A 24,886-nucleotide genomic window follows, 5' to 3' on the forward strand; every position below is an offset into this window, starting at 1 on the left:
ATGCGGTTGGCTGACGCATTTGTTACAGCTTGCGTCAGCCAACCGCATGGGCGGCCCCGTCTTCATTCATAACTCTTCACTCTTAACTCTTCACTGAAAAAGCTTCCTTCGGATTTTCCACCAGAATTTGCTTCCAGTCTTTCTTCGTAAATCCCTTGCGGTTTAAGACCGGCATCAACTGGTTGAACAAAACCGTATAATCCCGGCCGATGGAGCCGCCGTCGGGTTGCGCGGGATCATACCAACCGGCGTCGTGGGAGAGCAGTGTCCGGTGCAAAAACCGGTTTTCTTTCATCAGGAGCAGCGTATCGGCGTACTGACTCACATTTTTCCCATCCAAACCGTCCAGACTCACCCAGGCGCCTTCCCGAACGGCACGGGCGTAATGCACCATGTTTTGCCCCTGCGCATGTACCCACACGAACGCCGATGGATCGACTCTTTCCTGTTTCAACACGTCAAGCTGCTCAAAGGCTGGCACATGCGGCCCGGTATGCGAGCAAATGGTCAGACCGGTGCGTTTGTGTGTCCGGGCGGCTGCCGTAATGAGTTTGCGGTGCAGTTCCGACAAGGGGCCGGGGTTGACGCCGATTTTCAGGAAAGCGGGCCGGACACCGGTTCCATCGATGCCGCTTTCGAACTCCGCCACCCAGCGGTCGGCCAGTTGGTCGGCGGTTTCGATCCGGGCGTGGCTGGGCAGGTATTTGTCATTCGATGCCCCGTAATACCCGGTGTTTGTCAGGATTCTAATTCCTGATTTTTCCGATAACTCTTTCAGCAACAGGGGATCGCGCCCCAGGTAGGCGGGCGTACAGTCAATCAACGTCTGAACGCCCAGCTTCCGCAACGTCTGCAAATACGGCAGCATTTTCACCACCACATCGGGCCGTTTCCAGCGCTCCGGACTGATTTGGTCAGCACCGATAAAATCGACCAGCATGTGTTCGTGAATGAGCGTCAACCCCAGTTCCGACGCCTGAACCGCTCCGGTTACGGTGTTGATCATCGGTTTTTTTTGAAGAACCGGCCAAATCCCGGCGGCCAGTGAGGTTTTCAGAAAGGTCCGACGTTTCATCAGAATCGAATGGGTCGTTAAGATTTTAAAAACTTCCGGGCTTCCTGAATGGTCGACTTGTATTCGGCCATGCTCAACACCTTTTTGTACATGGACTTCGCCCGGTTCCGGTCGCCGGACTGGGCCGAGATCCGGGCCAAACCGCTGTAGGCGTGGGCCGTAAACTCCTTGGCAAAGACCTCGTCCACCGGCATTTTTAAAGCGTTCTGGTAATTTTCGGCTGCCAGTTTGTGGTTGCCGTTCATTTTTTCTTCGGTAATGCCTTCCAATACTTTTACCGGCATGGCCAGAAATTTCTGGGGAAGATTCCGCAATCGTTCGATGTAGGCCTGGGCATCGCGGTACCGACCCGACTGCACCAGCGCTTCGGCGCATCCCAGCGTAAAGACCGGGTTTTGCGGGTATTTATCCGCCAACGGTTTCAGAAACAGAGCCGCGCGAGCCGGTTGGCTTTCGTGTTTCAGGTAAATATGTCCCAAATAAAGCGCGGTTTCGGTCCGGGTGAAAACACCCCGGCGCACAGCCGTCTCCATTTGCCTCATTCCCAACGCCATATCGCCATTCTGAAAAAAAAGCAGCAGCGGTTTCGACACCGGATGATCCAGCGGATACCGTTCAATGTAGTAATTATAAAGCCCGGTTGAAAAATAAAATTCCGGATTTTTGTCCATCAATTTAAATCCCTTCCGCAAATAGCTATACGCCTTTTGCGCTTCACCAACGGCTTTCATCGTCTCGTTGTCATAGTGGTTTTTCATCGCCAGATAGCCGTGTGAAGCCAGCGAGAAAAAGACGCCTTCCGGATCGTTTTCATTGCGATCGAGCAATTTTTTCGAAAGCGCAATGCCTTGATTCAGGTAATTGACGTACTGTGTGGTGGCATTTTTGTTTTCTTTCAGCGGCAAATACTGCCAATAGAGCTGAATGGCTTTCATCACCGGCACCACCGGATGCTGGGGATATTTGGCTTTCACCTGCCGGATGTAGTCATCCGCTTCATCGAATTCGTAGTTGTAAATTTTATCGGTAGCCTTCAAAATAATCTGCTGAATACCAGCGTCATCGAGTATCTGGGCGAGAGCCGGCAAAGGGCCCGATAAGAAAAGCAGGAGCCAGAATTTTTTCATGGGAAGGTGTGTTCACGAGTTACGGGAATGTTCTTTTTTGAAGAATACGAATAGACCGTTACTTTTGTTAGTTCTCAAAACGCCTAACGACACCCCCACCGAAAAAGTTTGCCATGATTCGATTCGAGCATTTTGTGTTAGATAACGGTTTAAAAGTCTACGTTCACGAGGACCCGACCAGCCCGATGGCGACGGTCAATATTTTGTACAATGTCGGGTCGCGCGATGAAGATGCGGGGAAAACCGGTTTTGCGCATTTGTTCGAACACCTGATGTTTGGCGGCTCCCGCAACATTCCGAGCTACGACGAACCGCTGCAAAAAGTGGGGGGCGAAAACAACGCCTTCACCTCACCCGACATCACCAACTATTACATCACGCTCCCGTCGGCCAACCTCGAAACCGCCTTCTGGCTCGAATCCGACCGGATGCTGGGCCTGTCGTTCGACCCGACGGTTTTGGACGTGCAGCAGAAAGTGGTGATCGAAGAATTCAAGCAACGCTACCTCAACCAGCCCTACGGCGATGTCTGGCTGAAACTCCGCCCGCTGGCCTATCAGGTGCATCCCTACCAGTGGGCCACGATCGGCAAAGACATCAGCCACATCGAAACGGCGACCCTGGACGATGTAAAGCACTTTTTTTATACGCATTACCTGCCGAACAACGCCACGATGGTGGTGGGCGGAAACGTCACGCTTGAGCAGGTCAAGCAACTGTCGAAAAAATGGTTTGAGCCCATTCCGGCGGGCAAGGTTCACGCGCGCAATCTGCCGCAGGAACCGGTGCAGACCGAAGCCCGGTTTCTGGAAACCGTGGCCGAAGTTCCCCTCAATGCGCTCTACAAAGTATACCACATGCCGGGTCGTTTCGCGGACAATTACTACTGCGCCGACCTGCTGAGCGACGTGCTGGGCCGGGGAAAATCGTCGCGGCTTTACCAGAAATTGTTGAAAGAACAGGCGCTGTTTACGGGTATTTCGGCGCACTCGACCGGATCGCTGGACCCTGGTTTGCTCGTCATCAGCGGTTCGCTGAATCAGGGCGTATCGTTGGAAGAAGCCGATGCCGCTATTGAAAGCGTTGTGAATGAAATCGTTAGCCAAACCGTACCGGAAGACGAACTGGCCAAAGTGAAGAATCAGGCGGAAGCGACGCTGGTATTTTCAGAGGTAGAACTGCTGAACCGCGCTATGAATCTGGCGTATGCCGCCAATGCCGGTAATGCGGACTGGGTGAATCAGGAAACGGAACGGATTCAGGCCATTACGCCAGACGACATCCAGTCGATTGCCCAAAAACTGCTCCGGAAAGAAAACCGCTCGACCCTGTATTACCGGGCCGCCTAGGCCACTCGCTATGAAAATCCGCGTTGGGCAAGGATACGATGTGCATCAGTTAGCCGAAGGCCGTGAATTCTGGCTTGGCGGTATTTTAATTCCGCACACACACGGTGCGCAGGGGCATTCTGATGCCGATGTGATTTGTCACGTGCTCTGTGATGCCTTGCTGGGTGCCGCCAATCTGCGGAACATCGGCTACCATTTTTCGGACAAAGATCCGCGCTGGAAGGGTGTTGATAGCAAGCTGCTGCTGGCCGAGGTGATGCGGATGATTCGCGAAAAAGGGTACGAAGTTTCGAACGTCGATGTGACAGTGGTGTTGCAGGAACCGAAGTTAAATCCGTACATTCCGGCCATGAAAACCTGCCTGTCGGGCGTCATGGAAGTCCCGGAAGACGATATTTCCATCAAGGCTACCACCTCCGAACACATGGGCTTTGTGGGCCGAAAAGAAGGCATTGCGGCTTTTTGCGTCGCGCTGATTTATTCCTGAGTTGGTACTGAAAACGTTTCATTTACACTCATTGACCTGATAAACGATGCTTTTATCTCTGCGAAATCTGCGCCACCTCACCGCGCTTTCTGCGTTTTCTCTCCTCATCCTGTCGGCCCGCGCCCAGCCGAAAGTGGCAACCGCCAACGGCCCAATTGATTTTGAAGAGTATGAACCGGTTTCGACTTTGAAGACCCCGGAACACAAAATCACCCGCGCCAAATACCCGTTCATCGACGTGCATAACCACCAGTATGACATGGACCGGACGGATTTACGGAAACTGGTGACCCAGATGGACAGCCTGAACATGGGCATTATGGTCAATCTGAGCGGACGCGGTTTTACATCGAACGTAGCCGAAAGCAGCACGTTTCTCGGCAATGCACTGGCCAATGTGCAGAAGTCGTATCCAAAGCGGCTGGCGATTTTTACGAACATCAACTTCGCCAATCTGGGTGAACCCGGCTGGACGGAAAAGGCCGTCAAACTGCTGGAAGACGACATCAAAAACGGCGCAAAAGGCCTGAAAATCTATAAAAGCCTGGGTTTTAATGTGAAGGATACGGAAGGGAAACGCGTTCGGGTAGACGATCCGCGTCTGGACGCGATCTGGGCCAAATGCGGTCAGCTGGGCGTTCCGGTTTTGATTCACACCGCCGACCCGAAACCGTTCTGGGACCCGATGGACCGCTTCAACGAACGCTGGCTGGAACTGAAAACCCACCCCGGCCGGAAACGGTCGGAAAGCAACCCGGTTTCCTGGGAACAACTCATTGCCGAACAACACAATGTGTTCCGCAAACATCCGAAAACAACGTTTATCAACGCCCACATGGGCTGGTATCCGAACGATCTGGTGAAGCTCGACAGTCTGATGAAGGTGTTTCCGAACATGCTCGTCGAAATCGGAGCGGTTATTGCCGAACTTGGACGCCAACCCCGGGCGTCGCGGAAGTTCTTTGAAAAATACCAGGACCGGATTCTGTTCGGAAAAGACAGTTGGGTGCCGTCGGAGTACGCAACGTATTTCCGCGTGCTGGAAACCGACGACGAATATTTTCCGTACCACAAAAAATACCACGCGTTCTGGCGCATGTACGGCATGGCGTTACCCGACGAAGTGCTGAAAAAAGTGTATTACAAAAATGCCCTGCGGATCATTCCGGGCCTGGATAAATCGCAGTTTCCGAACTGATTATCATGTTGAAAATCACCCACATCGACGTTTTCAAGCTTAATATTCCCCTGAAGGCTCCCATCGCCATTTCGTTGGGAACGATTGAAAATGCCAGAAATCTACTCGTCCGGATTCACGCCGACGGCCTGGTAGGATGGGGTGAAGGCTCGCCGTTCTGGATGATTGTCGGCGAAACGCAGGAAACCGGTTTTGCAGCCGCCCGCGATTTTGGCAAACTGCTGATTGGTCAGAACGCCCTGGATATTGAAGGTAATTTGAACCGGCTGGATGCCTATTTACCCAACAATCCAACCGTGAAAAGTGCGTTCGATATGGCGCTGTACGATCTGGCCGCCCAGGCTGCCCGAATTCCATTGTACGCCTTTTTGGGTGGTGAGCGGTTTACGCTGGTCACCGACGAAACGATTTACCTCAATTCGCCGGAACGCATGGCCGCCGATGCTGTTCGGATCAAAGAAAAAGGCGGTTTAGCAATCAAAGTGAAGCTCGGTACTAACCAGCGCGACGACATCCGGCGTGTGGAAGTGATTCGGGAAGCGGTGGGCGATGGGATTCCGATTCGGACGGATGCCAACCAGGGCTGGAATTACGTCACGGCGGTCAACGTGCTCAGAACCATTCAGGACTGGAACATCGAATACTGCGAACAACCCGTCAAGAAGTGGGCGATCGCCGATCTGAAGCGCCTTCGGACCAAGACGACCGTTCCCATCATGGCCGACGAATCGCTGTTTAACCATCGGGATGCACTGCGGCTGGCGCAGGAAGAAGCCGTCGATTACTTCAACATCAAGTTATCGAAAAGCGGGGGTATTTTTAACGCCCAGAAAATCAACGCCATTGCCGAAGCGGCCGGCATCCCGTGTATGATCGGTTGCATGTCCGAATCACGGCTGGCCATCACCGCCAAAGCCCATTTTGCCTCCGCCCGCCGTAACGTTTCGTTCTACGATCTGGATGCGCCATTTGAACACGCCGACGACCCGGTTTTGGGGGGCGTTACGTACAGGGGTTACGAAATTGAATTGCCAACCGGGCCGGGAATCGGTGCCACCATCGACGAAACCTTTCTGACCGGTTTGGAGAGAGTTGAGATTCGCTAGTTGAACCCTATGATTACCATTACGACCGCTCAATCGGATCAGGATTTGCGGGGCATTCTGGATTTGCAGCAGAGAAATCTCAAGAAAGCGCTGTCTGCCGAACGGATCGAAAGTCAGGGATTTTTAACCGTTGAGCACAACCTGCCGCTGCTTCGACGGATGAATGAAGCCGCCCCTAGTGTAATTGCCAAAAACGATGATGAGGTGGTTGGTTACTGCCTAACGATGATCCCCGCATTCCGCAACGAAATCCCGGTTCTGGTTTCCATGTTCGAACTGCTCGACCACCTTCCCTACCAGGACCAGTTACTCAGCCAGTCGAATTATGTGGTCATGGGACAAATCTGCGTGGCTGACGGTTTTCGTGGTCAGGGGATTTTTGATCGGATGTATGGGTTGTTTCGGGAGAAACTGAGTCCCTCTTATTCACTGGCGATCACCGAAGTAGCGGCAATCAACCGTCGGTCGCAAAGGGCGCACGAACGGGTCGGTTTTCGAATCATTCACTCGCATTACAACCCGGTTTCTGCCGAAAGCTGGAATGTGCTGGTTTGGGATTGGCGGTGAAATCACCTTTCACTCTGGCAGGCATTTATTTCCGTTTGAATCTCTTCGGTTGTCATCTCAACGTCAGGCATTTCAGCATCAAGTTTTTCAAAGAGGTCGTCAAGCAACCGCACCTGCTATTTCCGTGCGATGATACGTCGGTCCTTGGCAGAGAAGGTCTCAAATGTTTTAATAAATTCGGTGTCATATCAACACACTAAATTAACGTGAATTATGGATGGGTTTGCCCCGGAGGGGCTCTCTGTTTATAGAAAATAGGTATAAATAAACATAAGCTCCGGAGGAGCGTCCTGAAATCGCAAGGACGCTCCTCCGGAGCTTATATTTGACCTGATCGCTTAAATACTATTGACAGAAGGCTCCGCTGGAGCCTGAGTAACCGTATTTTCCTGCGCGTCCCCGGTTTCGATCCATGCCACATTGGGCTCCGCTGGAGCCTGAGTAACCGTATTTCACGTTAAATTACCAGAAATTTTTACACTTCCTCCGCCTGCAACTGTTTCTCATACAGTTCGCGGTAAACGCCGTTGGCCGCCAACAGCTCCTCGTGGGTGCCGTGTTCAACCACTTCGCCTTCATCGAGCACCAGAATTTTATCCGCCAGTTTGGCCGACGAAACCCGGTGGGAAATCACCACGGAGGTGCGGTTTTCCATGATCCGGTGGAGGTTGTTCAGAATGATATTTTCGGTGTTGGTATCCACCGCCGATAAACAGTCGTCCAGAATCAGGATTTTAGGGTCGCGGGCGATGGCGCGGGCAATCGAAAGCCGCTGTTTCTGACCACCCGACAACGTAACGCCCCGCTCGCCAATCCGGGTGTCGAACTGCTCCGGAAAAGCGATGATGTTCTGGTATAAATCCGCGTCTTTGATGGCCTGCTCCACTTTCTCCTGCGGCAGGTCGGGCATCCCGAATTTGACGTTGTTGCTGATGGTTTCGGAAAACAGAAACACTTCCTGCGGCACGTAGCCCATTTGCCTCCGAATGCTCATCAGGCTATAATCCTTCAGCGGAATCCCGTCGATCAGGATTTCGCCCTCGGTGGGGTCATACATCCGCGTGAGCAGATTGGCCAGCGAGCTTTTGCCCGAACCGGTGGTTCCCAGAATGGCGACGGTTTCACCCGCTTTGACGTTCAGGTTAAAATCCTTCAGCGCAACGATTCCCGAATCCGGGTACACAAACCGCACATTCCGGAATTCTACCTCGCCCACAATTTCCCGTTCCAGCGATTTTTCGGAAACCAGATCGGTTTTCACGGCCAGAAACTCGTTGATTCGTTGCTGGGACGCGGCCGCCCGCTGGGTCTGGCTCGTGGTCCAGCCGAGGGCCATCACCGGCCAGGTCAGCATGTTAACGTACAGAATAAATTCCATAATGTTGCCCGGCGTCAGTCGCCCGGTCAGAATTTCCTGACCTCCGACATACACCACCAGCACGTTACTGAACCCGACGAGCAGCATGATGAGCGGAAAAAACAGCGAATCGACGCGGGTCAGTTGCAGGGATTTCTGTTTGTAGACATCACTTTCGGTCGTGAAATTGGCCGCCGAGTTGTCTTCGCGGACGAACGCCTTGAGCACCCGAATGCCGGAAAACGCTTCCTGAACAAAGGTGGAAAGCCGCGAAAGACTCCGCTGAATTTCTTCCGAACGTTTGATAATGATGGTATTAACCACGTAAATCGCAATGGAAAGAACCGGCAATGGCAACAGCACGTAGAGGCTCAGCCGGACGTTAATCGAAACCATATAGCTGATTACCAGGATAAACAGCGTGATCAGATTCAGCCCGTACATGATCGAGGGTCCAACGTACATCCGCACTTTGCTGACATCTTCGGAAATCCGGGCCATTAAATCACCGGTGTTGTGCTGACGGAAAAAACTGAGGGGCAGCGTCTGGTAATGCGCGTAAATTTCGTTTTTCAGGTCATATTCGATGTGTCGCGACATGACGATCAGCGTTTGCCGCACCAGAAACAGAAAGAAGCCTTTCAGGAGCGCCATCGCCAGAATCAGCAACCCGTAGAACAGAATGCTGAAGGCAAACACATCGTAGAGATTGCTTTGCAAACGGCTCCCGTTGTAGAGGAAATAAATGTCGAGGGTTTCTTTCACCAGATCGAGCGAATACCGCACCAACTGGGCCGGAATAATCCCGAACAGGTTGGAAATGATGGTGAAAGCGGTTCCCCAAATGAGGTACCACTTGTATTTCAGCAGGTATTTATTGAGGTGGGAAAGTGCTTTCACAAATCAGCAGGCGTCTTTCAATGAAACAAATCAGGGATATTGGCTGGTAACAGAAATCGGGCCGGAATAGTTTATCGACACGATAGGTTGACCGGTATTCGTCCTGAACCGGTATTTCGCCGGTGAAGACAAGTATAGTTCAAGACATTTTCCGTACTTTTGTACCCAATTACCAATCTTCGAAATATCGAACCGAGTTCTTTGTTTCTTGCCGGACCAGAATGCTAAACAGACGTTTATTGCGGATTAAGGTCATGCAGGCTTTTTATGCCCTGCGACAATCCGAATTATCCAATCGGCAGGCGGCTGTCGATACCATTACCGAAACTTTTCAGCGTGACCTGAATTCGATGGAGGTGCAGAACCTCCAGCAATTGGAAGGCTACCGCCGACTGGCTACGGTTTTGTTTGAAGAAGGATTAAAAGAAGGAAAACCGCCCGAAGAGGAGGAAATACCGCGTAAAGTGCTGGTAGCCGCCAACCAGGCGCTGGTGGATTACCGGAACAGCCTGACCCGGGAACGTCAGCGGGTGCTGCAGGCGCTGGTCGATGACGTTCGGACGCTCGATAACTCCCTCATCCGGCTGCTGAGCCTGCTCCTGGAGCTGGCCCACGTGGCGCAGATCGACCGGGAACGGACCTACAAAAACCTGGATACCCGCCAGATCGCCAAAGAATCGGGACTGGATAGCAACCGGATTATCAAGGCCCTGCGCGAACACAAACCGCTGGAGGTCGAGCAGATTCGCCGGAAAATCGAGTGGGGTGACGACCGTCAGATGGTTCGGACCATCTACAACGATGTGCTGAAAGAAGACGACGTTTACCGCACCTACTGCGAATCCGAACAGCATACGGCCGACGAAGACCAGCAACTGGCGCAGCACGTGTTGCGAAATGTGTTGCTGAAGCAGGAACCGGCCCGGAGCTTTTTCGAGGAAATGGACCTGAGCTGGTCCGAAAACAGCGAAATTGTGCGGAGTATGGCCATCAAAACGCTGAAATCCGTGCAGGGGCCGGAAGGATTGAAACTCGTGGCGCTGACCGAAGATTGGGTAGAAGACCGGGATTTTCTGGAAACACTGTACAAAAAAGCCCTGGAAAACGACGCCGAATACGAGAGCCTGCTGGCCGAGCAACTGACCAACTGGGATGTGGAGCGGGTGGCACAACTGGACAAAATTATTCTGAAACTGGCACTCGCCGAGTTGCTGAATTTTCCGAATATTCCGGTAAAAGTGACCATCAACGAGTACATCGAACTGGCAAAGCTGTACAGTACGCCCAAAAGTGGCAAATTTGTCAACGGTATTCTGGATAGCTTATCCGAAAAACTAAAAACCTCCGGCCAGCTTCGCAAAAGTGGCCGTGGTTTGATGGACAATAAATAAGTTTACCCGTTTCCGGTTGTTTCTCGTTTATAAAGACGAACAACTGATAACTAAGTACGATTATGAGCAGAACAAGTCAAACCCTGATTGCCTTTGTAACGGGATGCGTAACTGGTGCCGCACTGGGTCTACTCTATGCGCCCGAGAAAGGCGCCGTTACCCGTGACCGGTTAACCTATCGTTTGTCAAAATACCGCGAACAACTTCGCTACCTGCTGGATGATGTGTTAAGAACCGATAAACTCCCCGAAAGCCTGGCCAAAACCGAGGGCGAACGGGTCGTGAGCGATGCCCGCGAAAAAGCGGAAAAACTGCTGGAAGATGTCGATCGTCTGATGGCGCAGATCAAGCAGCAGGGCGCATAACAAGCCTATCTAATGGCCAGGAAGTGAGTCGGTTTCGACTGAATCGAATCCCTTCCTGACCCTCCATTTCGTTAAAAAAAGTAATGAAAAACTTCCTCCTAAGTCTGGTTCTTCTCGCCGGTGTTACGGCCTGCAACCAGACCCAGAAAGACTCAACGAAAGAGCTGTCGGGCAAAATGCCTAAAATGGTGTTCACCGACACGGGTGTTTACGACTTTGGCGACATTACCGAAGGCGATACGGTATCGCGGAATTTCAAGTTCAAAAATGAAGGCGAATTTCCGTTGATTATCAACAACATTCAGGCATCCTGCGGCTGTACAACGCCCGAATGGCCTAAAAAACCGATCGAGCCCGGCCAGGAATCGTCCATCAAAGTGCTGTTCAACAGCCAGGGGAAACGGGGCGTTCAGAACAAAACCGTCACCGTTTATGCCAATACGGACCCGGCCTACAGCGAACTCGCTTTCCGCGTGATGGTAAATCCCCGGGATTCCAGCAGCGTCAAAACCGCCCAGTAAGCCCTGTTCAGTACCAGTAACTGATCCACGCATCCTCCATCAAACCCATTCATTTTAAACCACTATTCGTTACCATGAATTTCCCTTCTATTCTAGCACAAGTACCGGGCGGCTCGTCCAATTCCATGGTTTGGAACATCGTCCTGTGGGTCGGTATTTTTGTGGTGTTCTACTTTTTCATGATTCGTCCGCAGCAGAAAAAGCAGAAGGATCAGAAGAATTTCATTGAGAACCTGAAAAAAGGCGACGGCGTGGTCACCATTGGCGGTTTACACGGCAAAGTATACGCCGTAGAAGGCACGACGGTGGTGGTGGAAGTGGACAAAGGCGTGAAACTGACGTTTGAAAAAACCGCCATCTCCCGCGAAGCAACGGTCAAATTACCGGCGTAATGCAAACGAATGATGAATGTAAAATGATGAATGATGAATATAAAAGTCTCTTAGCAAGCGTTAAACACTTTTACATTCATCATTCATCATTTTACATTTAACATTAAAAATTCCCTTTGTGCCGCTAACCAACACCCAACCCCGCCCGGTTCAATTGCCGACACTCGTTTTGTGTCTGCTGGCGGCTGCCGTCATCTGGTTGCTGAATGCGCTCAACAAGAACAACTATACGGTCAGCGTGCAGTATCCGATTGAGTTTGTTTACGACCAGAAATTGTACGTTCCCACGACGCCCCTTCCCAAAACCATTACTGTCAGCATCACCGGCAATGGCTGGAAGCTGTTCCGGAAGTCGTGGCTGCCGTTTCGGTCTCAACCCATCCGGTATTCCGTTCCCCGTCCGCTCGAAACCAAATACATCAATACCGCTTCGCTGGCGGCTTCTTTGACCGATCACGCCAACGACGTTCGGGTCAATTTTGTGGCCGGTGATACGCTGGCGTTGAATTTCGACCGGCTGGCAGCCCAGGAAGTTCCGATTGTAGTTGACAGCACGGGCATCGATCTGGCCGAAAGCATGGTGGTTTCCAGTTTGATCAACGTCAATCCCCGCGTGATTCGGTTTGAAGGCCCGGCCCGGCTGCTTCGGGCCATGCCGGATACCATCAAAGTGAAGATTCCGGCCCGTCGGCTGACCCAAAGCTACGATGAGGAGTTGAGACTGCCCATTCCGCGTCATCCGCTCATTCGGGCTAGTGCCGACCAGGTTTCGGTTAGTTTTGAAGTGGCCGAACTCCTGCAGCCGCTTCCTCCACCCCCTCCTCCCCAACCCGTAAAACCGGCCAAGTCGACCAAATCGGAAAAAACCGGGAAATCTGCCAAAGCCAAATCGGTCCGTAAAAAATGAGTCAATCAGTGAAAAGACCCTTGTTAATTGGGGTTACGGGCGGAATTGGTTCCGGAAAAACCACGGTTTGCCGCATCTTCGAAGCCCTCGGGATTCCCGTTTATTATGCCGATGAACGCGCCAAATGGCTGGTCGATCACGATGCCATTCTTAAATCGGACGTGACGCGCCTGCTGGGATCGGAAGCGTATGACGAAGCCGGGCATTACAACCGGAGTTGGGTGGCCGCTCAGGTGTTTGCCAAACCCGATTTGCTGCTGCAACTCAACGCCCTGATTCATCCGAGGGTGTATGCCGATACCGAGCTTTGGGCGCATGGTTATGCCGACAAACCGTATCTGATCAAGGAAGCGGCTTTGCTGCGGGCTGCGGGTGAAGATGGCAATAACCTTGACAAATTGATTGTGGTACAGTCGCCGTTGGAGCTTCGCATTCACCGCATTCACCAGCGCGATCCGCACCGCTCCGCGCAGGAAATCAAGAACATCATCAGCCGGCAGATCAGCGACGAAGAGCGGATTGAAATGGCCGATTACGTGGTCTACAACAACGATACCCAACTGCTGATTCCCCAGGTTTTGCGGCTCCACGAAGCCTTTTGCCAGACCGGTTTGTAATCCGCCTTTTTTATAAGATTATTTCCTCGCTTACTAGTTGTTTAAGTGCCAGCGGCACGTAATGTTACTAGCAAATCGGTATTCGACCCCTCCGGGGTCAATAATCTCATCGTTCATGTTAAATTTAATAGCCGCATCAGCCCAGCGGTTATTTTGTTTACATCAATTAGTCCGTATTTCCTTGAAGCTATTTTGTAATTTGGCGGTAAGAGATTACACTCAAAAACACGACCTGAAACGGCAACGGCCGTCCGACCGTGGGTATATAACTATGAAAAAACGTTACTTTCTGGCCGCCTGCGCGTTCAGCTTTCTGGCGGGGGCTTTCGTCACCGACGACGATCCGGCCAAACCGCTCACGGCCGAGCTGGTCGATGCCGCTTCCCGGGTGTTCGGCCTGACCTTCACCCAAACCGAGCGGGATTCCATGCTCGGTAACCTCACCAATTACCGCAGCAATTACGAAGCCCTCCGGAAAATTGACGTGAGCAACGACGTCGCTCCGGCCCTGTATTTCAATCCCTTACCCGACGGTTTCAAACTTCCGCAGGGAGCCGCGTCGTTCAAAGCCAGCCCGGTTGGAAAAACCGCTTTGCCCGCCAACCGCGACGACCTCGCGTACTATTCCGTCGCTCAACTGGGTGAATTGCTCAGAACCCGCCAGATTACGTCCGAAGAACTGACCAAATTCTTCCTCGACCGGCTGAAAACCCACAATGCCAAACTCTTCTGCGTCGTCACGTTTACCGACGAACTGGCGCTGAAACAGGCCCGGCAGGCCGATGCCGAAATCAAGGCGGGAAAATACCGGGGACCGCTGCATGGTATTCCCTACGGAGCCAAAGATTTATTCGCCAAAAAAGGCTACAAAACCACCTGGGGTTCCGTTCCGTACCAGAATCAGACGCTGGATTATGACGCCACCATCATCCAGCGACTGGAAAAAGCCGGAGCGGTTTTGTGTGCCAAACTGACGATGGGCGAACTGGCGATGGGCGACGTCTGGTTTGGTGGAAAAACCCGCAATCCGTGGGACCCGACCACCGGCTCCAGCGGTTCCTCCGCCGGTTCGGGCTCCAGCGTTTCGGCGGGATTGTTGCCCTTTGCGATTGGCACCGAGACGCTGGGGTCCATTGTGTCACCGTCGAACGTCAACGGCGTAACCGGCCTTCGTCCCACCTACGGGCGCGTCAGTCGCTACGGGGCCATGGCCTTGAGCTGGTCAATGGATAAAATCGGGCCGATGTGCCGCTCCGTCGAAGATTGTGCGCTGGTTTTCAATGCCATCTACGGCCCGGATGGACACGATCCGACAGTGATCGCAGCTCCGTTCCGGTATGCCCCGCTGGCTTCGTTGAAGGGCCTCAAGATTGGCTACCTGAAAAAAGCATTCGACGCTGATTATCCCACCAAAGCCAACGATCAGGCCACGCTGGAAACACTGCGAAAACTCGGAGCGGAACTGATCGCGTTTGAATTACCGGACATTCCGGTGGGCAAAATGTCGCACATTCTGAGTGCCGAAGCCGCTGCTTCATTTGACGAACTGACGCGTTCGGGCAAAGACGATCAACTGGTGCGTCAGGTCAAAAACGCCTGGCCGAATTCCTTTCGTTCCGCCCGGTTTATTCCGGCGGTCGAATACATTCAGGCCAACCGAATTCGGACCAAACTCATCAACGAAATGGCGCAAACCATGAAGGGTTTCGACGTCTACATCACGCCGACCTACGGCAACGCCAACCTAACGCTGACCAACCTGACCGGCCATCCCTGCGTGGCTCTTCCCAACGGGTTCAATGCGAAGGGATTACCTACGAGCATCACGTTTATGGGGCAATTGTTTGACGAAGGGCGCTTGCTGGCGGTGGCCAAAGCCTATCAGGATGCGACGGTTTTTCACAAAAAACACCCGGTTCTTTGAACATCCGCGTTGGCGGCACGAAGTTCAAAGAACCGGGTGTACCTTTGCATGTTGCCCCTAAAGTATTTACTCACCTTTGGCCTTGGTAAGTTCCGCGAACGGAATCACCCCGGCGCGTTTGGCCCAGACGTCATAAAGTGCCGCCATCGCTTTGACCCGATGCGGTTCTTTCGCGCTCAAATCCTGTAGCTCGGTCCGGTCGGTTTTCAGGTTATAGAGTTCCCATTGGTTGGACGGAAATTCCGACACCAGTTTCCAGTCGCCCTGCCGAACGGCCCGGTTGCCTTCGTGTTCGAAATAGAGCGCATCGTGGCCTTTCCAGGCGGTTCCCCGAAAAACCGGCACCAGACTCACACCCTCCGCCGGGGTGATGGCGTAGCCTTTATGGGTTTTCGGATACGTAGCTCCCGCCAGATCCAGGCAGGTTGTCATAACGTCGATGATGTGAGCGGGGCGCTGGTCGATCTTGCCCGGTTTCACAATCGAGGGGCCGTAGGCGACAAAGGGTGTGGCGGTTCCGCCTTCATACTCCCAGTGTTTGTAGAACCGAAAAGGCGTATTGCTCAGGTTCGCCCCCCGCTTTCCGTAGGCCGTAAAGGAAGTTGGGTCGCTCGACGGTTTCTTGCTGCTTTCGTAGATGGTCGGCAGAAAATTGCCGGTTCCGATGTTTTCGTGACTGGCTCCATTGTCCGACAAAAACAGAATCACCGTGTTCTGATCCTGCCCCATTTCTTTCAGTTTCTGCCGGATTCGGCCAATGTTCTGGTCCATGCGGTCGATCATGGCTGCATAAACCGCCATCTTGTCTTCCCAGTCTTTCTTTTCAGCCTCACTCAATGAATCCCAGGCCGGAATGGATGCATCACGGGGTGAAAGCGAACTGTTTTTCGACAGAATTCCCATTGCCTTCATCCGCTGAAACCGCTCTTCCCGTAGTTTGTCCCACCCTTTCTGGTAAGCACCCCGGTATTTGGCAATGTCCTGGGGCAGGGCGTGTAAGGGCCAGTGGGGAGCCGTAAAGGCCATGTACAGAAAGAACGGCTGGTCTTTGGGCGTCTGGCCGATGAATTCAATGGCATGATCGGCGAAGGCATTGGTCGCGTAATAGCCTTTCTCCGGCGTGTATTCCTGATCGTCCAGCGCGATGGTGAGCTTCTGGTTAGGCCGGTACGGGTCCTTGCCAAAATAACTGCTCGCTCCGTCGATCAAGCCGAAATACCGGTCGAAACCGCGTTTCACAGGCCAGCCTTCCGGTTTGGTGCCGACGTGCCATTTTCCGGCCATGTAGGTTTTATAGCCTGCCGGTTTTAACGCTTCCGCAATCGTAACGCACTGCTGGTTGAGGTAGCCCTGGTAGGCGGGTTGCTGTCGGGTATTGACCATGTCACCCACGCCCGCCTGGTGCTGAAACAGGCCCGTCAGCAACGACGCCCGGGTTGGGCAGCAGCGCGACGCGTTGTAGAACTGCGGCATCCGAAGGCCGTTTTTCGCCATCTCGTTCAGGTTGGGCGTCTGGATTTCGGAGCCGTAGCAGCCAATATCGGAATAGCCCATGTCGTCGGCCAGAATCAGGATAATGTTCGGTTTTTTCTCCGGCGGTTGCAGGGCGGGACAAAAAACGAACGTCAAAGCCAGAAAAGCCACTAAGAGTTTGAGTACCATTGTTTCAGGTCGTTAGCGTTTGTTTTAAAGGATTTCGTACCGGTTTCACGCCCCGGTCGGCTTCATTTAAACACCCCCGTATTGCCTTTTTCCCAAACCGGCATAAGCTGCTTCACGACGTCCGGATGGGTGTCGGCCACGTTCCGGTTTTCGTTGGGATCGGTGCGGTGATCGTATAATTCGACGGTGGGTTCCTGCGCCCGGAAATATCGAGTGAACCGATAGCGATCCGTGCGGACCGTGATGCCCCGCTTGAAATAACTGTAGGCGACATGCTCATCCCAGGCAGCCGGTTTGCCTTTTTTCAGGAGACTACTGAAGCTTTTCCCGTCGAGCGTGGCCGGTGTTTTTACCCCGCATAACGCCATCAGGGTGGGATAAATATCTATCGAACTCAGGATTTCGTTCCGAACCGTGCCGGTTTTCATGCCGGGCGTTTTGACGATCAGCACACTGCGAACGGCTTGCTCGAAAATCGTGTGTTTTCCCCAAACCCGGTAATCGCCCAGATGCCAGCCGTGATCGCTCCAGACCACCACAATCGTATTTTCATCCATTCCCAACTGCTTCAGGGCTTCCAGCACCTTGCCCACCTGCGCATCCGTATAACTCACACTGGCGTAGTAGGCATGACGCAATTTGCGGGCGTAGGCATCCGAAGCCGGTTTTTCCAGCGAAGCCTGTTCGTCGCCCAGCGCATACTGATTGAACTCGGCGCTCTCGTGCAAACTGGCCGGACTGACGTGCTCGGGTATCGTGGGAGATGGTGTCAGCGGAATTTTCGCTTCGTCATACAGGTCCCAGTATTTCTGGGGCGCGTTGAACGGCAGATGCGGTTTGAAAAAACCGATGCCCAGAAAAAACGGTTGCTTTTTGCCCGCCAATTCCTTCAGTTTCGCTACTGCTAAATTGGCCGTCAATCCGTCGGGATAGTCCTCGTCGGCTACGTTTGCGGCTTCATACGGTTTGACTTTCGATTTCCGACCCTGCCGGTTTGAACCGTCGGCGTAGCCGAAAAACGCATTCCAGCCCGTTTTCCATTTCCCCGCATCGAACAGCATTTCGTCCCAGCTATGCGGCAGTTCCAACTGATTACTTTTTGGGTCGTTGTAGCCATAGACATAGCCATCGGGCGAGTGGCTGATCTTGCCCATCCCGACGGTGTAGTAGCCATTTCGGCGCAACTGATCGATGAACGTCTCCGGCTCCTCCGTCCGGGGTTTGCCAGACACCTGCTTTTCAAGGGCTTCGTTCGTAATATCCACCGGATTGCGTGGTAGCCGCCCGGTGAGCAAACTGTAGCGTGACGCCCCGCAGGTCGGCTGGGTGACGTACTGCCGCGTAAAAAGCACCGATTGCTGCGCCAGCCGATCCAGATGGGGCGAATGAATCACCGGATTGCCGTAGCATTTGAGATCAGGACGCAGGTCGTCGATGCTGATGAAAAGCACATTCGGATGCTGCGGCTGTTCCTGTGCGGGTCGAATCAATGCGAGTATACCCGGCAAGCCGAAGGCAAACGAGCAAACCAAAATCCATTTTATCCTATACATGAATTACACCCATTTTTAACAGCCCACGGTTTTAACCGTGGGCTAATAACCTTAAACCCCGGTTGTTTTTCTTCAATAACCGGGATTCTGCGTAAACTCACCCGGATTGGTCACCCGGTCGATCTGGGTTTGCGGAATGGGCCGAACCAGGTGCATCTCCTTGATGTTGGGAGCCGCATCGAGGTTGTATTTTTTGACCCGCGCCAGCAACTGGCCCGTGCGTTTCAAATCATACCAGCGGTGCATTTCACCCGCCAGCTCGCGCGCCCGTTCGTCCAGCACAAAATCCAGGCTGAGGTCACTAGCGGTGATCTGCATGTCCTTTTCTTTGCCAGCCAGAGCAGCCCGGGTTCTCACCACGTTGAAATAAGCAGCCGCTTCGGGCAGTTTGTTCTGACGCCAGGCCGCTTCTCCGGCAATCAGGTACATTTCGGCCAGGCGAATCACGATAAAATCCCGGCGACCGTCGGTGGCATTGATGCTCGTCCGCAACGGATCGATGTATTTTTTGATCACCGGAAACCGTCGGCGCTGCCCTCCGCCAATCTCGTTGTTGGTGATGGTCGACGCGCCCACCCATGTATCCTTGAAGTCGATGTACCAGTAAGGTGCCGTAGTCTGAGCGGCATCCGGCACCGAATACGGGACAATTTTAATGGCCGTATCGCCCGGCATCACGGTTTTTCCGTTAATTGTGCCCCGGTTGTTGGCAAACCAGACGGTTTTGAACGAGCCTTCCCAACGGCTGTCTTTCGACGGATCAAACAGCTTGATCAGGTAGTTGGTCGGCATAAACCGCTGATAGGCCCGGCCATTGGGCAAATCCCGGATGATGGTCGGATTCTGGGTATAATCGAACAAAAAGAACAAATGGCTTTCGTTTCCCGCCCCGTTCGTCAAGGGATCGGCGGTGTATTGCACCGACCAGACGACCTCCGCATTGGCATCATTATTAATATCCCAAAGGCTTCCATACGGTTTAATCATCTGAAAGTCATACGCTTTGGTTACCTGACTGGCCAGACGCTCAGCCTCGGCCCAATTCCCCAGCGTCAGTTGAACACGGGCCAGAAGTGCTTCCGAAGCCGGTTTGGTAATCCGTCCATACATGGCGGCTTTGGCGGGCAGGTGTTCAATGGCATATTGCAGATCCGGTACAATACCCTGCTCATAAATCGTCTTTGCGGGCGTTTTTTTAGCCGTAGTCTGCACACCAATGGTTTCTTCCAGCGAAAAATGGACATCGCCGAACTGCTGAACCAGATGAAAATAGTATAAGGCGCGCAGAAAACGGGCCTCCCCGATGATGCGCGCCCGGTTGGCTTCCGTCACCCCCGCCACACCCGGAGCGCGGTTGATGACGGCGTTGGCCTGGTTGATCCCGACGTAAAAATTGTCCCAAACCGCCCTGACAAACGCGTTGGACCCCAGGAAGTTGGCGGAGTAGTTGTTGATATCGGGATAATTGGTGACGCCACCAAACCCGTTGGTGAACATATCGGTGCCGGTAACGGTCAGGAAGAAGGCTTCTTCACGGCCGTAAAACCGGCGCAATGGCGTATAAACCGCTTTTAAACCGTCTTCCAGCCCGCCGGGTGTGGCATAATAGCTATCGGCGGTGGCGAGCCCAACGGGCGTTTCTTCCAGAACGCTCTGGCAGGAGAAAAGACTGACCAACAGAAGGGTCAGGCTGAGGATAAAGTTGACGTTTTTCATGTCTCGAACGGGTCGCTTAGAATTTAAGATTCATGCCGAATACAAAAGTGGCCGAGGTCATCGGTGTGCTGCCGCCCACAATGCCGGTCGCCGTCTCGGGATCAACCAGTTTGTAGGGCGAAAAGATGAAAGCGTTGTCGGCGGTGGCATACAGCCGCAGGCTCGAAATGTGCGCTTTGGCCAGCAGGCTTTTCGGCAGCGAATACCCCAGCGTGATGTTGCGGATTTTGACAAACGAGCCATCGAAAAAGCGAACCGCATCGGCATACAAGGGAGCCGATGCTGCATACGGCATCGGGATTTTGTTGGTCGGATTGTCAGGCGTCCAGTAATCGAAATTCAGGCTATTGTACCGCCCCTGCCACTGGTTTCCGCCCAGATTGTGAAAGTCACTCCGGAGCATCTGCCCCTGGCGGGCATAGACGAGGAACGAAAAGTCGATCCCTTTGAAGCTAAACCGGTTGGTGATCCCGCCACTCCATTTCGGCACGACTGAACCCAAAATCGTCCGGTCGTCGGCATTGATGACGCCATCGGGCTGGTTGGTCAAATTTCCATTGGCATCCCGGCCATTGACGTCCGCAATTTTGATGTCACCGGGGCGTTGTTTGGCTTCGGCGGCTGCCTGGGCGGCTTCACTGGTTTGCCAGATGCCGAGCTGCTTGAAATTGTAGAAAACCGAAATAGGCTGTCCGATAAACCACTGATTCCCCACATCATCCCGGCCGTTGAACAGGTCGACAATCTGCTCTTTGTTCGAGAACAAATTTAGGCTGGCGTCCCACTTAAAACCGGAAGGGCTATTGACGACGTTTCCATTCAAGGTCAACTCCCAGCCCCGGTTGCGGGTGGCACCGATGTTTTGCAAAACCGACGCGTAACCGGACGAAATCGGAATGAGCCGACTGAGCAATAAATCGCTGGTTTTGGTATCATAGCGTTCCAGCGAACCCGAAATCCGGTCGCTCAGGAAACTGAAATCAACCCCCACATTGAGCGTTCTGGATATCTCCCATTTCAGATCGGGATTCGGAATGATGCTCAGGCCGTAGCCATAACCCGGTTCCGAGCCAAAGGCATAGATGGAGCGACTCAGTCCACCGAGGGTCTGATAAGGCGCAATGGAAGTGTTGCCCACTTCGCCATAGCCCACGCGCAATTTCAGGAAAGACAATACCGTATTGCCCGCCAGAAAGGCTTCATCCGAAATCACCCAGCCCGCCGATACCGACGGAAAAAAGGCCCAGTTGTTGCCCTTCGACAAGCGTGACGAGCCGTCGGCGCGTCCGGTCAGGGTGAGCAGATACCGATCTTTGAAACCGTAGTTAATCCGGCCCATATACGATAATAACCCCCACTGGGTCAGTGAACTGGTAATGCCGGTAACGGTTCCCGAACTCCCTAAATCGTAGAACGAGGAGGTTTCGATCGGAATATTCTGACCGCTGGCACTTGAGGATTCAAAGCGGTTTTTCTGCGTACTGAACAGCCCCACCACATTCAGCGAATGCTGCCCGAATTTCTTGTTGTAACTCAGGAGGTTTTCCAGCGTGTAGGCAAAGTTTTGCTGGTTCTCGACCGTCGCCCGGCTGGTGCCGCCCGCCAGCGTTCCGGAGTAATTCCCCCGGCGGTAGGTGCTGAAATCCGGGCCGTAATTCAGGCGGTAGGTGAGTCCTTCGGCGAGTTGGTATTCTCCGAAAAGCGTGGCAAAAACCCGGTATTTCTTCGTTTCATCAACGTACTGGTTCGGCTGAAATTCGAGCAACGGACTGGTCGTATTGCCTTCGCGCGGGTTCGGATAGGCCACAAAAGCACCTTCCGCATTGTAAGGCTCGATCAGGGGTGAGAAAAGCAGGGCGTTGTTGTAGGGTGCGTTCGACATCACGTTTTGCAGGTCGGTCGATACCGTCGCGCTCACGCCGATCTTCAGCCGCTCGGTCAATTTGGTGTCGATGTTGGCCCGGAACGAATACCGACGGTAATCGCTTTTTTGCAGCACGCCTTTTTCGTCGAAAAACGAACCGGACAGGTAATACGTCGTATTCTCAGACCCGCCACTGGCCGAAAGCTGGTGGCTTTGCTGAACACCGTCGCGCAGAATGAGGTCCAGCCAATCGGTGGAAATCCCTTTGCTCAGGTTGTCGATTTCCAGGCTGCTCATCAAAGCCGCGTCCTGGCTGGCGTTGTCGGGAGCGAGTCCCCGCGAAATCCGTGCATACCGGGCAAATTCATTCCCGTTCATCAAATTCAGGTCTTTTTTCGCCTTTTTGATGCCGTAATAGCCATCGTAGCTCAACACGGCTTTCCCCTCCTTTCCGCGTTTGGTTGTGATCAGAATGACGCCGTTGGCTCCCCGCGACCCGTAAATGGCTACGGCGCTGGCATCTTTCAGCACCTCCATGGACTCGATGTCGTTCGGATTGAAGTCGTTAATATTCACATCCGTCGGAATGCCGTCGATGACATACAGCGGGTTGTTGCTGGCGTTGATCGACCGGTTTCCGCGAATCCGGATGGTGGGATTGGAACCAGGAGCGCCGTTGGCCCGGACGATGTCGACCCCGGCGAGTCGGCCCTGGGCGTTCGACAGGAAATTGGCCGCCGGGGTTTCGGAAATGTCTTTGCTGGAAATGGAGGAAATCGCGCCCGTCAAATCCCGTTTTTTCTGCGTCCCGTAGCCCACCACCACAATCTCGCTCAAGGTTTTTTCATCCGTTTTCAGAACGATGTTCAGTGTGGTTTTGGAACCAACGGGGATTTCCTGCGTCAGATAACCGACAAAGCTGAACACCAGCGTCACCGATTTATCCGGCACACTGATGCGAAACTGGCCATTTCCGTCGGTTGTCGTGCCGCGCTGGGTGCCTTTCATCACAATGGAAACGCCGGGCAACCCTCCGCCTTTTTCATCCGAAACCGTTCCCGAAATCACTTCCTCAACCGGCTGATTCAGCAGGGAGGCTTCCGGCGACGAATTGGGTTTAACCGCCGGGGTCACACCGGGCAAGCGGTTCAGTATGATCTGTTTACCGGACACTTCATAGCCCAGATTCAGCGGCTTGAGCATGTCTTCCAACACCGTTCCCAACTTTTCACGCTGTACATTCAGCGATATTTTCCGGTCGGCCTGAATCAGGCTTGTGCTATAGAGAAACTTGACTTTCGTCTGCTCTTCGATCAGCGCCAGAACCGTTTTCACGTCCTGATTCTGCATCTGAATCGTCACTTTGGTGTTTAGGATAGCCTGCGCCCGGATACCGGTCGCCAGAGCAATGCTGGTTACCAGTCCCGAAAGGAGCAGTTGCAGAAAACTCAGCTTCAGGGCCATTCGCCAGGAGATCAGGGTAGGGAGATTTTTTTTCATGTATTCAGTTTATTAGGTGTATTAGGGTAAGGGTCATTTGATTCCTCTGCCGCTTTCGAAGGGCGAAAGTATTTCATTTTTCAGTAATCAGAACGAATTTAGTAAATTAAATCACTAGACTAGATATACAATACATAAGTAACCCCGGTTTCAAGCGCAAAAACCGCTTCATCTATTGGCATCCTTTTGCCGAAATAACAATCTGTGCATCAACGACTTCGTAATGCCCTTCAATGCCTTTGCAAAGGAGTGTCAGCTTCTCAAAAAGGGGTTCTTCGGCTAAGGAGGCCGTTAACAGACAATTGCCCAGCAGTTCTTCATCATACACGATATCAATCCCATAGGCCTGCTCCAGTTCCGAAAAGATCCGGGAAACGGGCGCATCCTTAAACTCAAAACGCTGTGGGTAAACCGGTTCCGGCTCAGCGACCAGCGATTTCTTCATCCGAACCTCGTCGCGGGAGAAAGCCAGTTGTTGGTTAGGGGTCAACACCACGCCTTCCAGTTCGCGATTGGCCTGCATCGCATTGGCGCGGCTATCGGTTCGGGCAAAAACCGAGACTTTGCCGGTTTTCACCTGCACCACCACCTGCTTGCCCGCTTCGACGGCTTTGATCCAGAAACTGGTGCCCAGCACCTTGGTGACCAGTTCGTCGGCGTAAACAAAAAACGGTTTTGCCGGATTTTTGGTCACCTGAAAGAAGGCTTCGCCAGTTAGATACACTTCCCGTTTTGCCTGACCGCCGAAATCCCGGGCGAAACTGATCCGGCTATTCGGCTGTAACAAAACCGTACTCTGGTCGGGCAGACGAACCGTCATTGGTTGCTCGGACTGGTTGACTTTTTCCAGTAAAGCCGTAGACGCCTGATCGATCAACTGCTCATACTGCGTCGGAAGGCGGTTTTTCTGGTAAACCCAAAGTCCCAGACCAAGTAGAATGGAGGCAGCCGCGAGCCAGCGCCACGGGGTCGGAAGTCGGCGCACGGGGGCAGGCTGAGTACGTTCGCGGACGTTCGCAAACATGCGCCCGACTTGTTCCTCGTCCGGATAATCCTGAATAACAGCCTCATCGATCGATTGCAAAACCGTCCGGGCATGGTCGACAACCGCCTGTTTTTCGGGATGTCGGTCCAGAAACTGCCGCCAGAAAGCATCGGTTTCCGGGGTCGGTGCATACACCCATTGTCTGAAAGACGCATCCTTTAGAAAGTCTTCCAAATCAAAATCCGCGTACTCCATCCTATCACTTTTTGGCTACGTAATTAGATTATGCCTTTAAAAAGAAAGAGAAAAGGAAGCCGCGGTTT

The 24,886-nt window shown here is 53.0% G+C and carries 20 protein-coding genes; 12 read left to right on the forward strand and 8 right to left on the reverse strand.

Annotation, left to right across the window (positions count from 1 at the left end; all coding sequences use genetic code 11):
* Positions 1-82 precede the first annotated feature (82 nt).
* Together ACS5NO_RS28645 and ACS5NO_RS28650 are read right to left on the reverse strand one after the other, a co-directional pair.
* A complete protein-coding gene (locus ACS5NO_RS28645; protein WP_439418318.1) occupies positions 83-1,075 on the reverse strand; it encodes a phosphotriesterase family protein in 993 nt (330 codons plus the stop codon).
* Between the two features lie 17 nt (positions 1,076-1,092).
* On the reverse strand, positions 1,093-2,202 hold the full coding sequence (locus tag ACS5NO_RS28650; RefSeq protein ID WP_439418319.1) for a tetratricopeptide repeat protein: 1,110 nt from the start codon (positions 2,200-2,202) through the stop codon (positions 1,093-1,095).
* Positions 2,203-2,315: 113 nt separating this feature from the next.
* On the opposite strand from ACS5NO_RS28650, the gene ACS5NO_RS28655 reads away from it, so the two are divergent.
* The 5 genes from ACS5NO_RS28655 to ACS5NO_RS28675 are packed head-to-tail and all read left to right on the forward strand — an operon-like array spanning position 2,316 to position 6,909.
* Positions 2,316-3,551 carry a M16 family metallopeptidase gene (locus ACS5NO_RS28655; RefSeq protein WP_439418320.1) on the forward strand — a complete coding sequence of 412 codons (1,236 nt, stop codon included), beginning with the start codon at positions 2,316-2,318 and terminating at the stop codon, positions 3,549-3,551.
* 10 nt (positions 3,552-3,561) lie between these two features.
* Positions 3,562-4,038 (forward strand): 2-C-methyl-D-erythritol 2,4-cyclodiphosphate synthase, encoded by a 477-nt coding sequence (gene ispF / locus ACS5NO_RS28660; protein ID WP_114404127.1) that lies wholly within the window; start codon positions 3,562-3,564, stop codon positions 4,036-4,038.
* Between the two features lie 46 nt (positions 4,039-4,084).
* Complete coding sequence (locus tag ACS5NO_RS28665; protein ID WP_439418321.1) at positions 4,085-5,236, forward strand: amidohydrolase family protein; 1,152 nt, start codon at positions 4,085-4,087, stop codon at positions 5,234-5,236.
* Positions 5,237-5,244: 8 nt separating this feature from the next.
* Complete coding sequence (locus tag ACS5NO_RS28670; RefSeq protein WP_439418416.1) at positions 5,245-6,342, forward strand: mandelate racemase/muconate lactonizing enzyme family protein; 1,098 nt, start codon at positions 5,245-5,247, stop codon at positions 6,340-6,342.
* A 9-nt stretch (positions 6,343-6,351) separates the two neighbouring features.
* A complete protein-coding gene (locus ACS5NO_RS28675; protein WP_439418322.1) occupies positions 6,352-6,909 on the forward strand; it encodes a GNAT family N-acetyltransferase in 558 nt (185 codons plus the stop codon).
* A 475-nt stretch (positions 6,910-7,384) separates the two neighbouring features.
* On the opposite strand, the gene ACS5NO_RS28680 is transcribed toward ACS5NO_RS28675, so the two are convergent.
* Entirely contained in the window at positions 7,385-9,166 is a 1,782-nt protein-coding gene (locus ACS5NO_RS28680) for an ABC transporter ATP-binding protein (RefSeq protein WP_439418323.1), read from the reverse strand.
* A 221-nt stretch (positions 9,167-9,387) separates the two neighbouring features.
* Here ACS5NO_RS28680 and nusB point away from each other — a divergent pair, with 221 nt between their 5' ends.
* The 7 genes from nusB to ACS5NO_RS28715 all read left to right on the forward strand — a co-directional run bounded on the left by nusB (position 9,388) and on the right by ACS5NO_RS28715 (position 15,283).
* Positions 9,388-10,557 (forward strand): transcription antitermination factor NusB, encoded by a 1,170-nt coding sequence (gene nusB, locus ACS5NO_RS28685; protein ID WP_439418324.1) that lies wholly within the window; start codon positions 9,388-9,390, stop codon positions 10,555-10,557.
* Positions 10,558-10,619: 62 nt separating this feature from the next.
* The gene (locus ACS5NO_RS28690; protein WP_114404132.1) at positions 10,620-10,922 is read left to right on the forward strand and encodes a YtxH domain-containing protein; all 303 of its coding nucleotides are present in this window, start codon (positions 10,620-10,622) and stop codon (positions 10,920-10,922) included.
* Between the two features lie 83 nt (positions 10,923-11,005).
* The gene (locus ACS5NO_RS28695; protein WP_150876204.1) at positions 11,006-11,443 is read left to right on the forward strand and encodes a DUF1573 domain-containing protein; all 438 of its coding nucleotides are present in this window, start codon (positions 11,006-11,008) and stop codon (positions 11,441-11,443) included.
* 74 nt (positions 11,444-11,517) lie between these two features.
* Positions 11,518-11,835: a preprotein translocase subunit YajC gene (gene yajC / locus ACS5NO_RS28700; RefSeq protein WP_114404134.1), complete on the forward strand. Its 318-nt coding sequence runs from the start codon at positions 11,518-11,520 to the stop codon at positions 11,833-11,835.
* A gap of 118 nt (positions 11,836-11,953) precedes the next feature.
* Positions 11,954-12,742: a YbbR-like domain-containing protein gene (locus ACS5NO_RS28705; protein ID WP_439418325.1), complete on the forward strand. Its 789-nt coding sequence runs from the start codon at positions 11,954-11,956 to the stop codon at positions 12,740-12,742.
* An 8-nt stretch (positions 12,743-12,750) separates the two neighbouring features.
* Positions 12,751-13,359: a dephospho-CoA kinase gene (coaE, locus tag ACS5NO_RS28710; protein WP_439418326.1), complete on the forward strand. Its 609-nt coding sequence runs from the start codon at positions 12,751-12,753 to the stop codon at positions 13,357-13,359.
* A 271-nt stretch (positions 13,360-13,630) separates the two neighbouring features.
* Complete coding sequence (locus tag ACS5NO_RS28715; protein ID WP_439418327.1) at positions 13,631-15,283, forward strand: amidase; 1,653 nt, start codon at positions 13,631-13,633, stop codon at positions 15,281-15,283.
* Positions 15,284-15,349: 66 nt separating this feature from the next.
* On the opposite strand, the gene ACS5NO_RS28720 is transcribed toward ACS5NO_RS28715, so the two are convergent.
* From ACS5NO_RS28720 to ACS5NO_RS28740, 5 genes are all read right to left on the reverse strand, one after another.
* Positions 15,350-16,945 (reverse strand): arylsulfatase, encoded by a 1,596-nt coding sequence (locus ACS5NO_RS28720; RefSeq protein WP_439418328.1) that lies wholly within the window; start codon positions 16,943-16,945, stop codon positions 15,350-15,352.
* Between the two features lie 62 nt (positions 16,946-17,007).
* Positions 17,008-18,498 (reverse strand): sulfatase, encoded by a 1,491-nt coding sequence (locus ACS5NO_RS28725; protein WP_439418329.1) that lies wholly within the window; start codon positions 18,496-18,498, stop codon positions 17,008-17,010.
* Positions 18,499-18,570: 72 nt separating this feature from the next.
* Positions 18,571-20,214 carry a RagB/SusD family nutrient uptake outer membrane protein gene (locus tag ACS5NO_RS28730; protein WP_439418330.1) on the reverse strand — a complete coding sequence of 548 codons (1,644 nt, stop codon included), beginning with the start codon at positions 20,212-20,214 and terminating at the stop codon, positions 18,571-18,573.
* Between the two features lie 16 nt (positions 20,215-20,230).
* Entirely contained in the window at positions 20,231-23,578 is a 3,348-nt protein-coding gene (locus ACS5NO_RS28735; protein WP_439418331.1) for a TonB-dependent receptor, read from the reverse strand.
* Between the two features lie 172 nt (positions 23,579-23,750).
* Positions 23,751-24,818 carry a FecR family protein gene (locus ACS5NO_RS28740; RefSeq protein ID WP_439418332.1) on the reverse strand — a complete coding sequence of 356 codons (1,068 nt, stop codon included), beginning with the start codon at positions 24,816-24,818 and terminating at the stop codon, positions 23,751-23,753.
* Between the last annotated feature and the right edge of the window lie 68 nt (positions 24,819-24,886).

The sequence above is a fragment of the Larkinella fluvii genome (assembly GCF_051857545.1).
Lineage (GTDB): Bacteria > Bacteroidota > Bacteroidia > Cytophagales > Spirosomataceae > Larkinella.

Excerpts from the sequence above, each read along its gene's own strand:
- ACS5NO_RS28645 (WP_439418318.1), bottom strand. The coding sequence starts at position 1,075 with ATGAAACGTCGGACCTTTCTGAAAACCTCACTGGCCGCCGGGATTTGG.
- ACS5NO_RS28650 (WP_439418319.1), bottom strand. The coding sequence starts at position 2,202 with ATGAAAAAATTCTGGCTCCTGCTTTTCTTATCGGGCCCTTTGCCGGCT.
- ACS5NO_RS28655 (WP_439418320.1), top strand. The coding sequence starts at position 2,316 with ATGATTCGATTCGAGCATTTTGTGTTAGATAACGGTTTAAAAGTCTAC.
- ispF (WP_114404127.1), top strand. The coding sequence starts at position 3,562 with ATGAAAATCCGCGTTGGGCAAGGATACGATGTGCATCAGTTAGCCGAA.
- ACS5NO_RS28665 (WP_439418321.1), top strand. The coding sequence starts at position 4,085 with ATGCTTTTATCTCTGCGAAATCTGCGCCACCTCACCGCGCTTTCTGCG.
- ACS5NO_RS28675 (WP_439418322.1), top strand. The coding sequence starts at position 6,352 with ATGATTACCATTACGACCGCTCAATCGGATCAGGATTTGCGGGGCATT.
- nusB (WP_439418324.1), top strand. The coding sequence starts at position 9,388 with ATGCTAAACAGACGTTTATTGCGGATTAAGGTCATGCAGGCTTTTTAT.
- ACS5NO_RS28690 (WP_114404132.1), top strand. The coding sequence starts at position 10,620 with ATGAGCAGAACAAGTCAAACCCTGATTGCCTTTGTAACGGGATGCGTA.
- ACS5NO_RS28695 (WP_150876204.1), top strand. The coding sequence starts at position 11,006 with ATGAAAAACTTCCTCCTAAGTCTGGTTCTTCTCGCCGGTGTTACGGCC.
- yajC (WP_114404134.1), top strand. The coding sequence starts at position 11,518 with ATGAATTTCCCTTCTATTCTAGCACAAGTACCGGGCGGCTCGTCCAAT.
- ACS5NO_RS28715 (WP_439418327.1), top strand. The coding sequence starts at position 13,631 with ATGAAAAAACGTTACTTTCTGGCCGCCTGCGCGTTCAGCTTTCTGGCG.
- ACS5NO_RS28720 (WP_439418328.1), bottom strand. The coding sequence starts at position 16,945 with ATGGTACTCAAACTCTTAGTGGCTTTTCTGGCTTTGACGTTCGTTTTT.
- ACS5NO_RS28725 (WP_439418329.1), bottom strand. The coding sequence starts at position 18,498 with ATGTATAGGATAAAATGGATTTTGGTTTGCTCGTTTGCCTTCGGCTTG.
- ACS5NO_RS28730 (WP_439418330.1), bottom strand. The coding sequence starts at position 20,214 with ATGAAAAACGTCAACTTTATCCTCAGCCTGACCCTTCTGTTGGTCAGT.
- ACS5NO_RS28735 (WP_439418331.1), bottom strand. The coding sequence starts at position 23,578 with ATGAAAAAAAATCTCCCTACCCTGATCTCCTGGCGAATGGCCCTGAAG.
- ACS5NO_RS28740 (WP_439418332.1), bottom strand. The coding sequence starts at position 24,818 with ATGGAGTACGCGGATTTTGATTTGGAAGACTTTCTAAAGGATGCGTCT.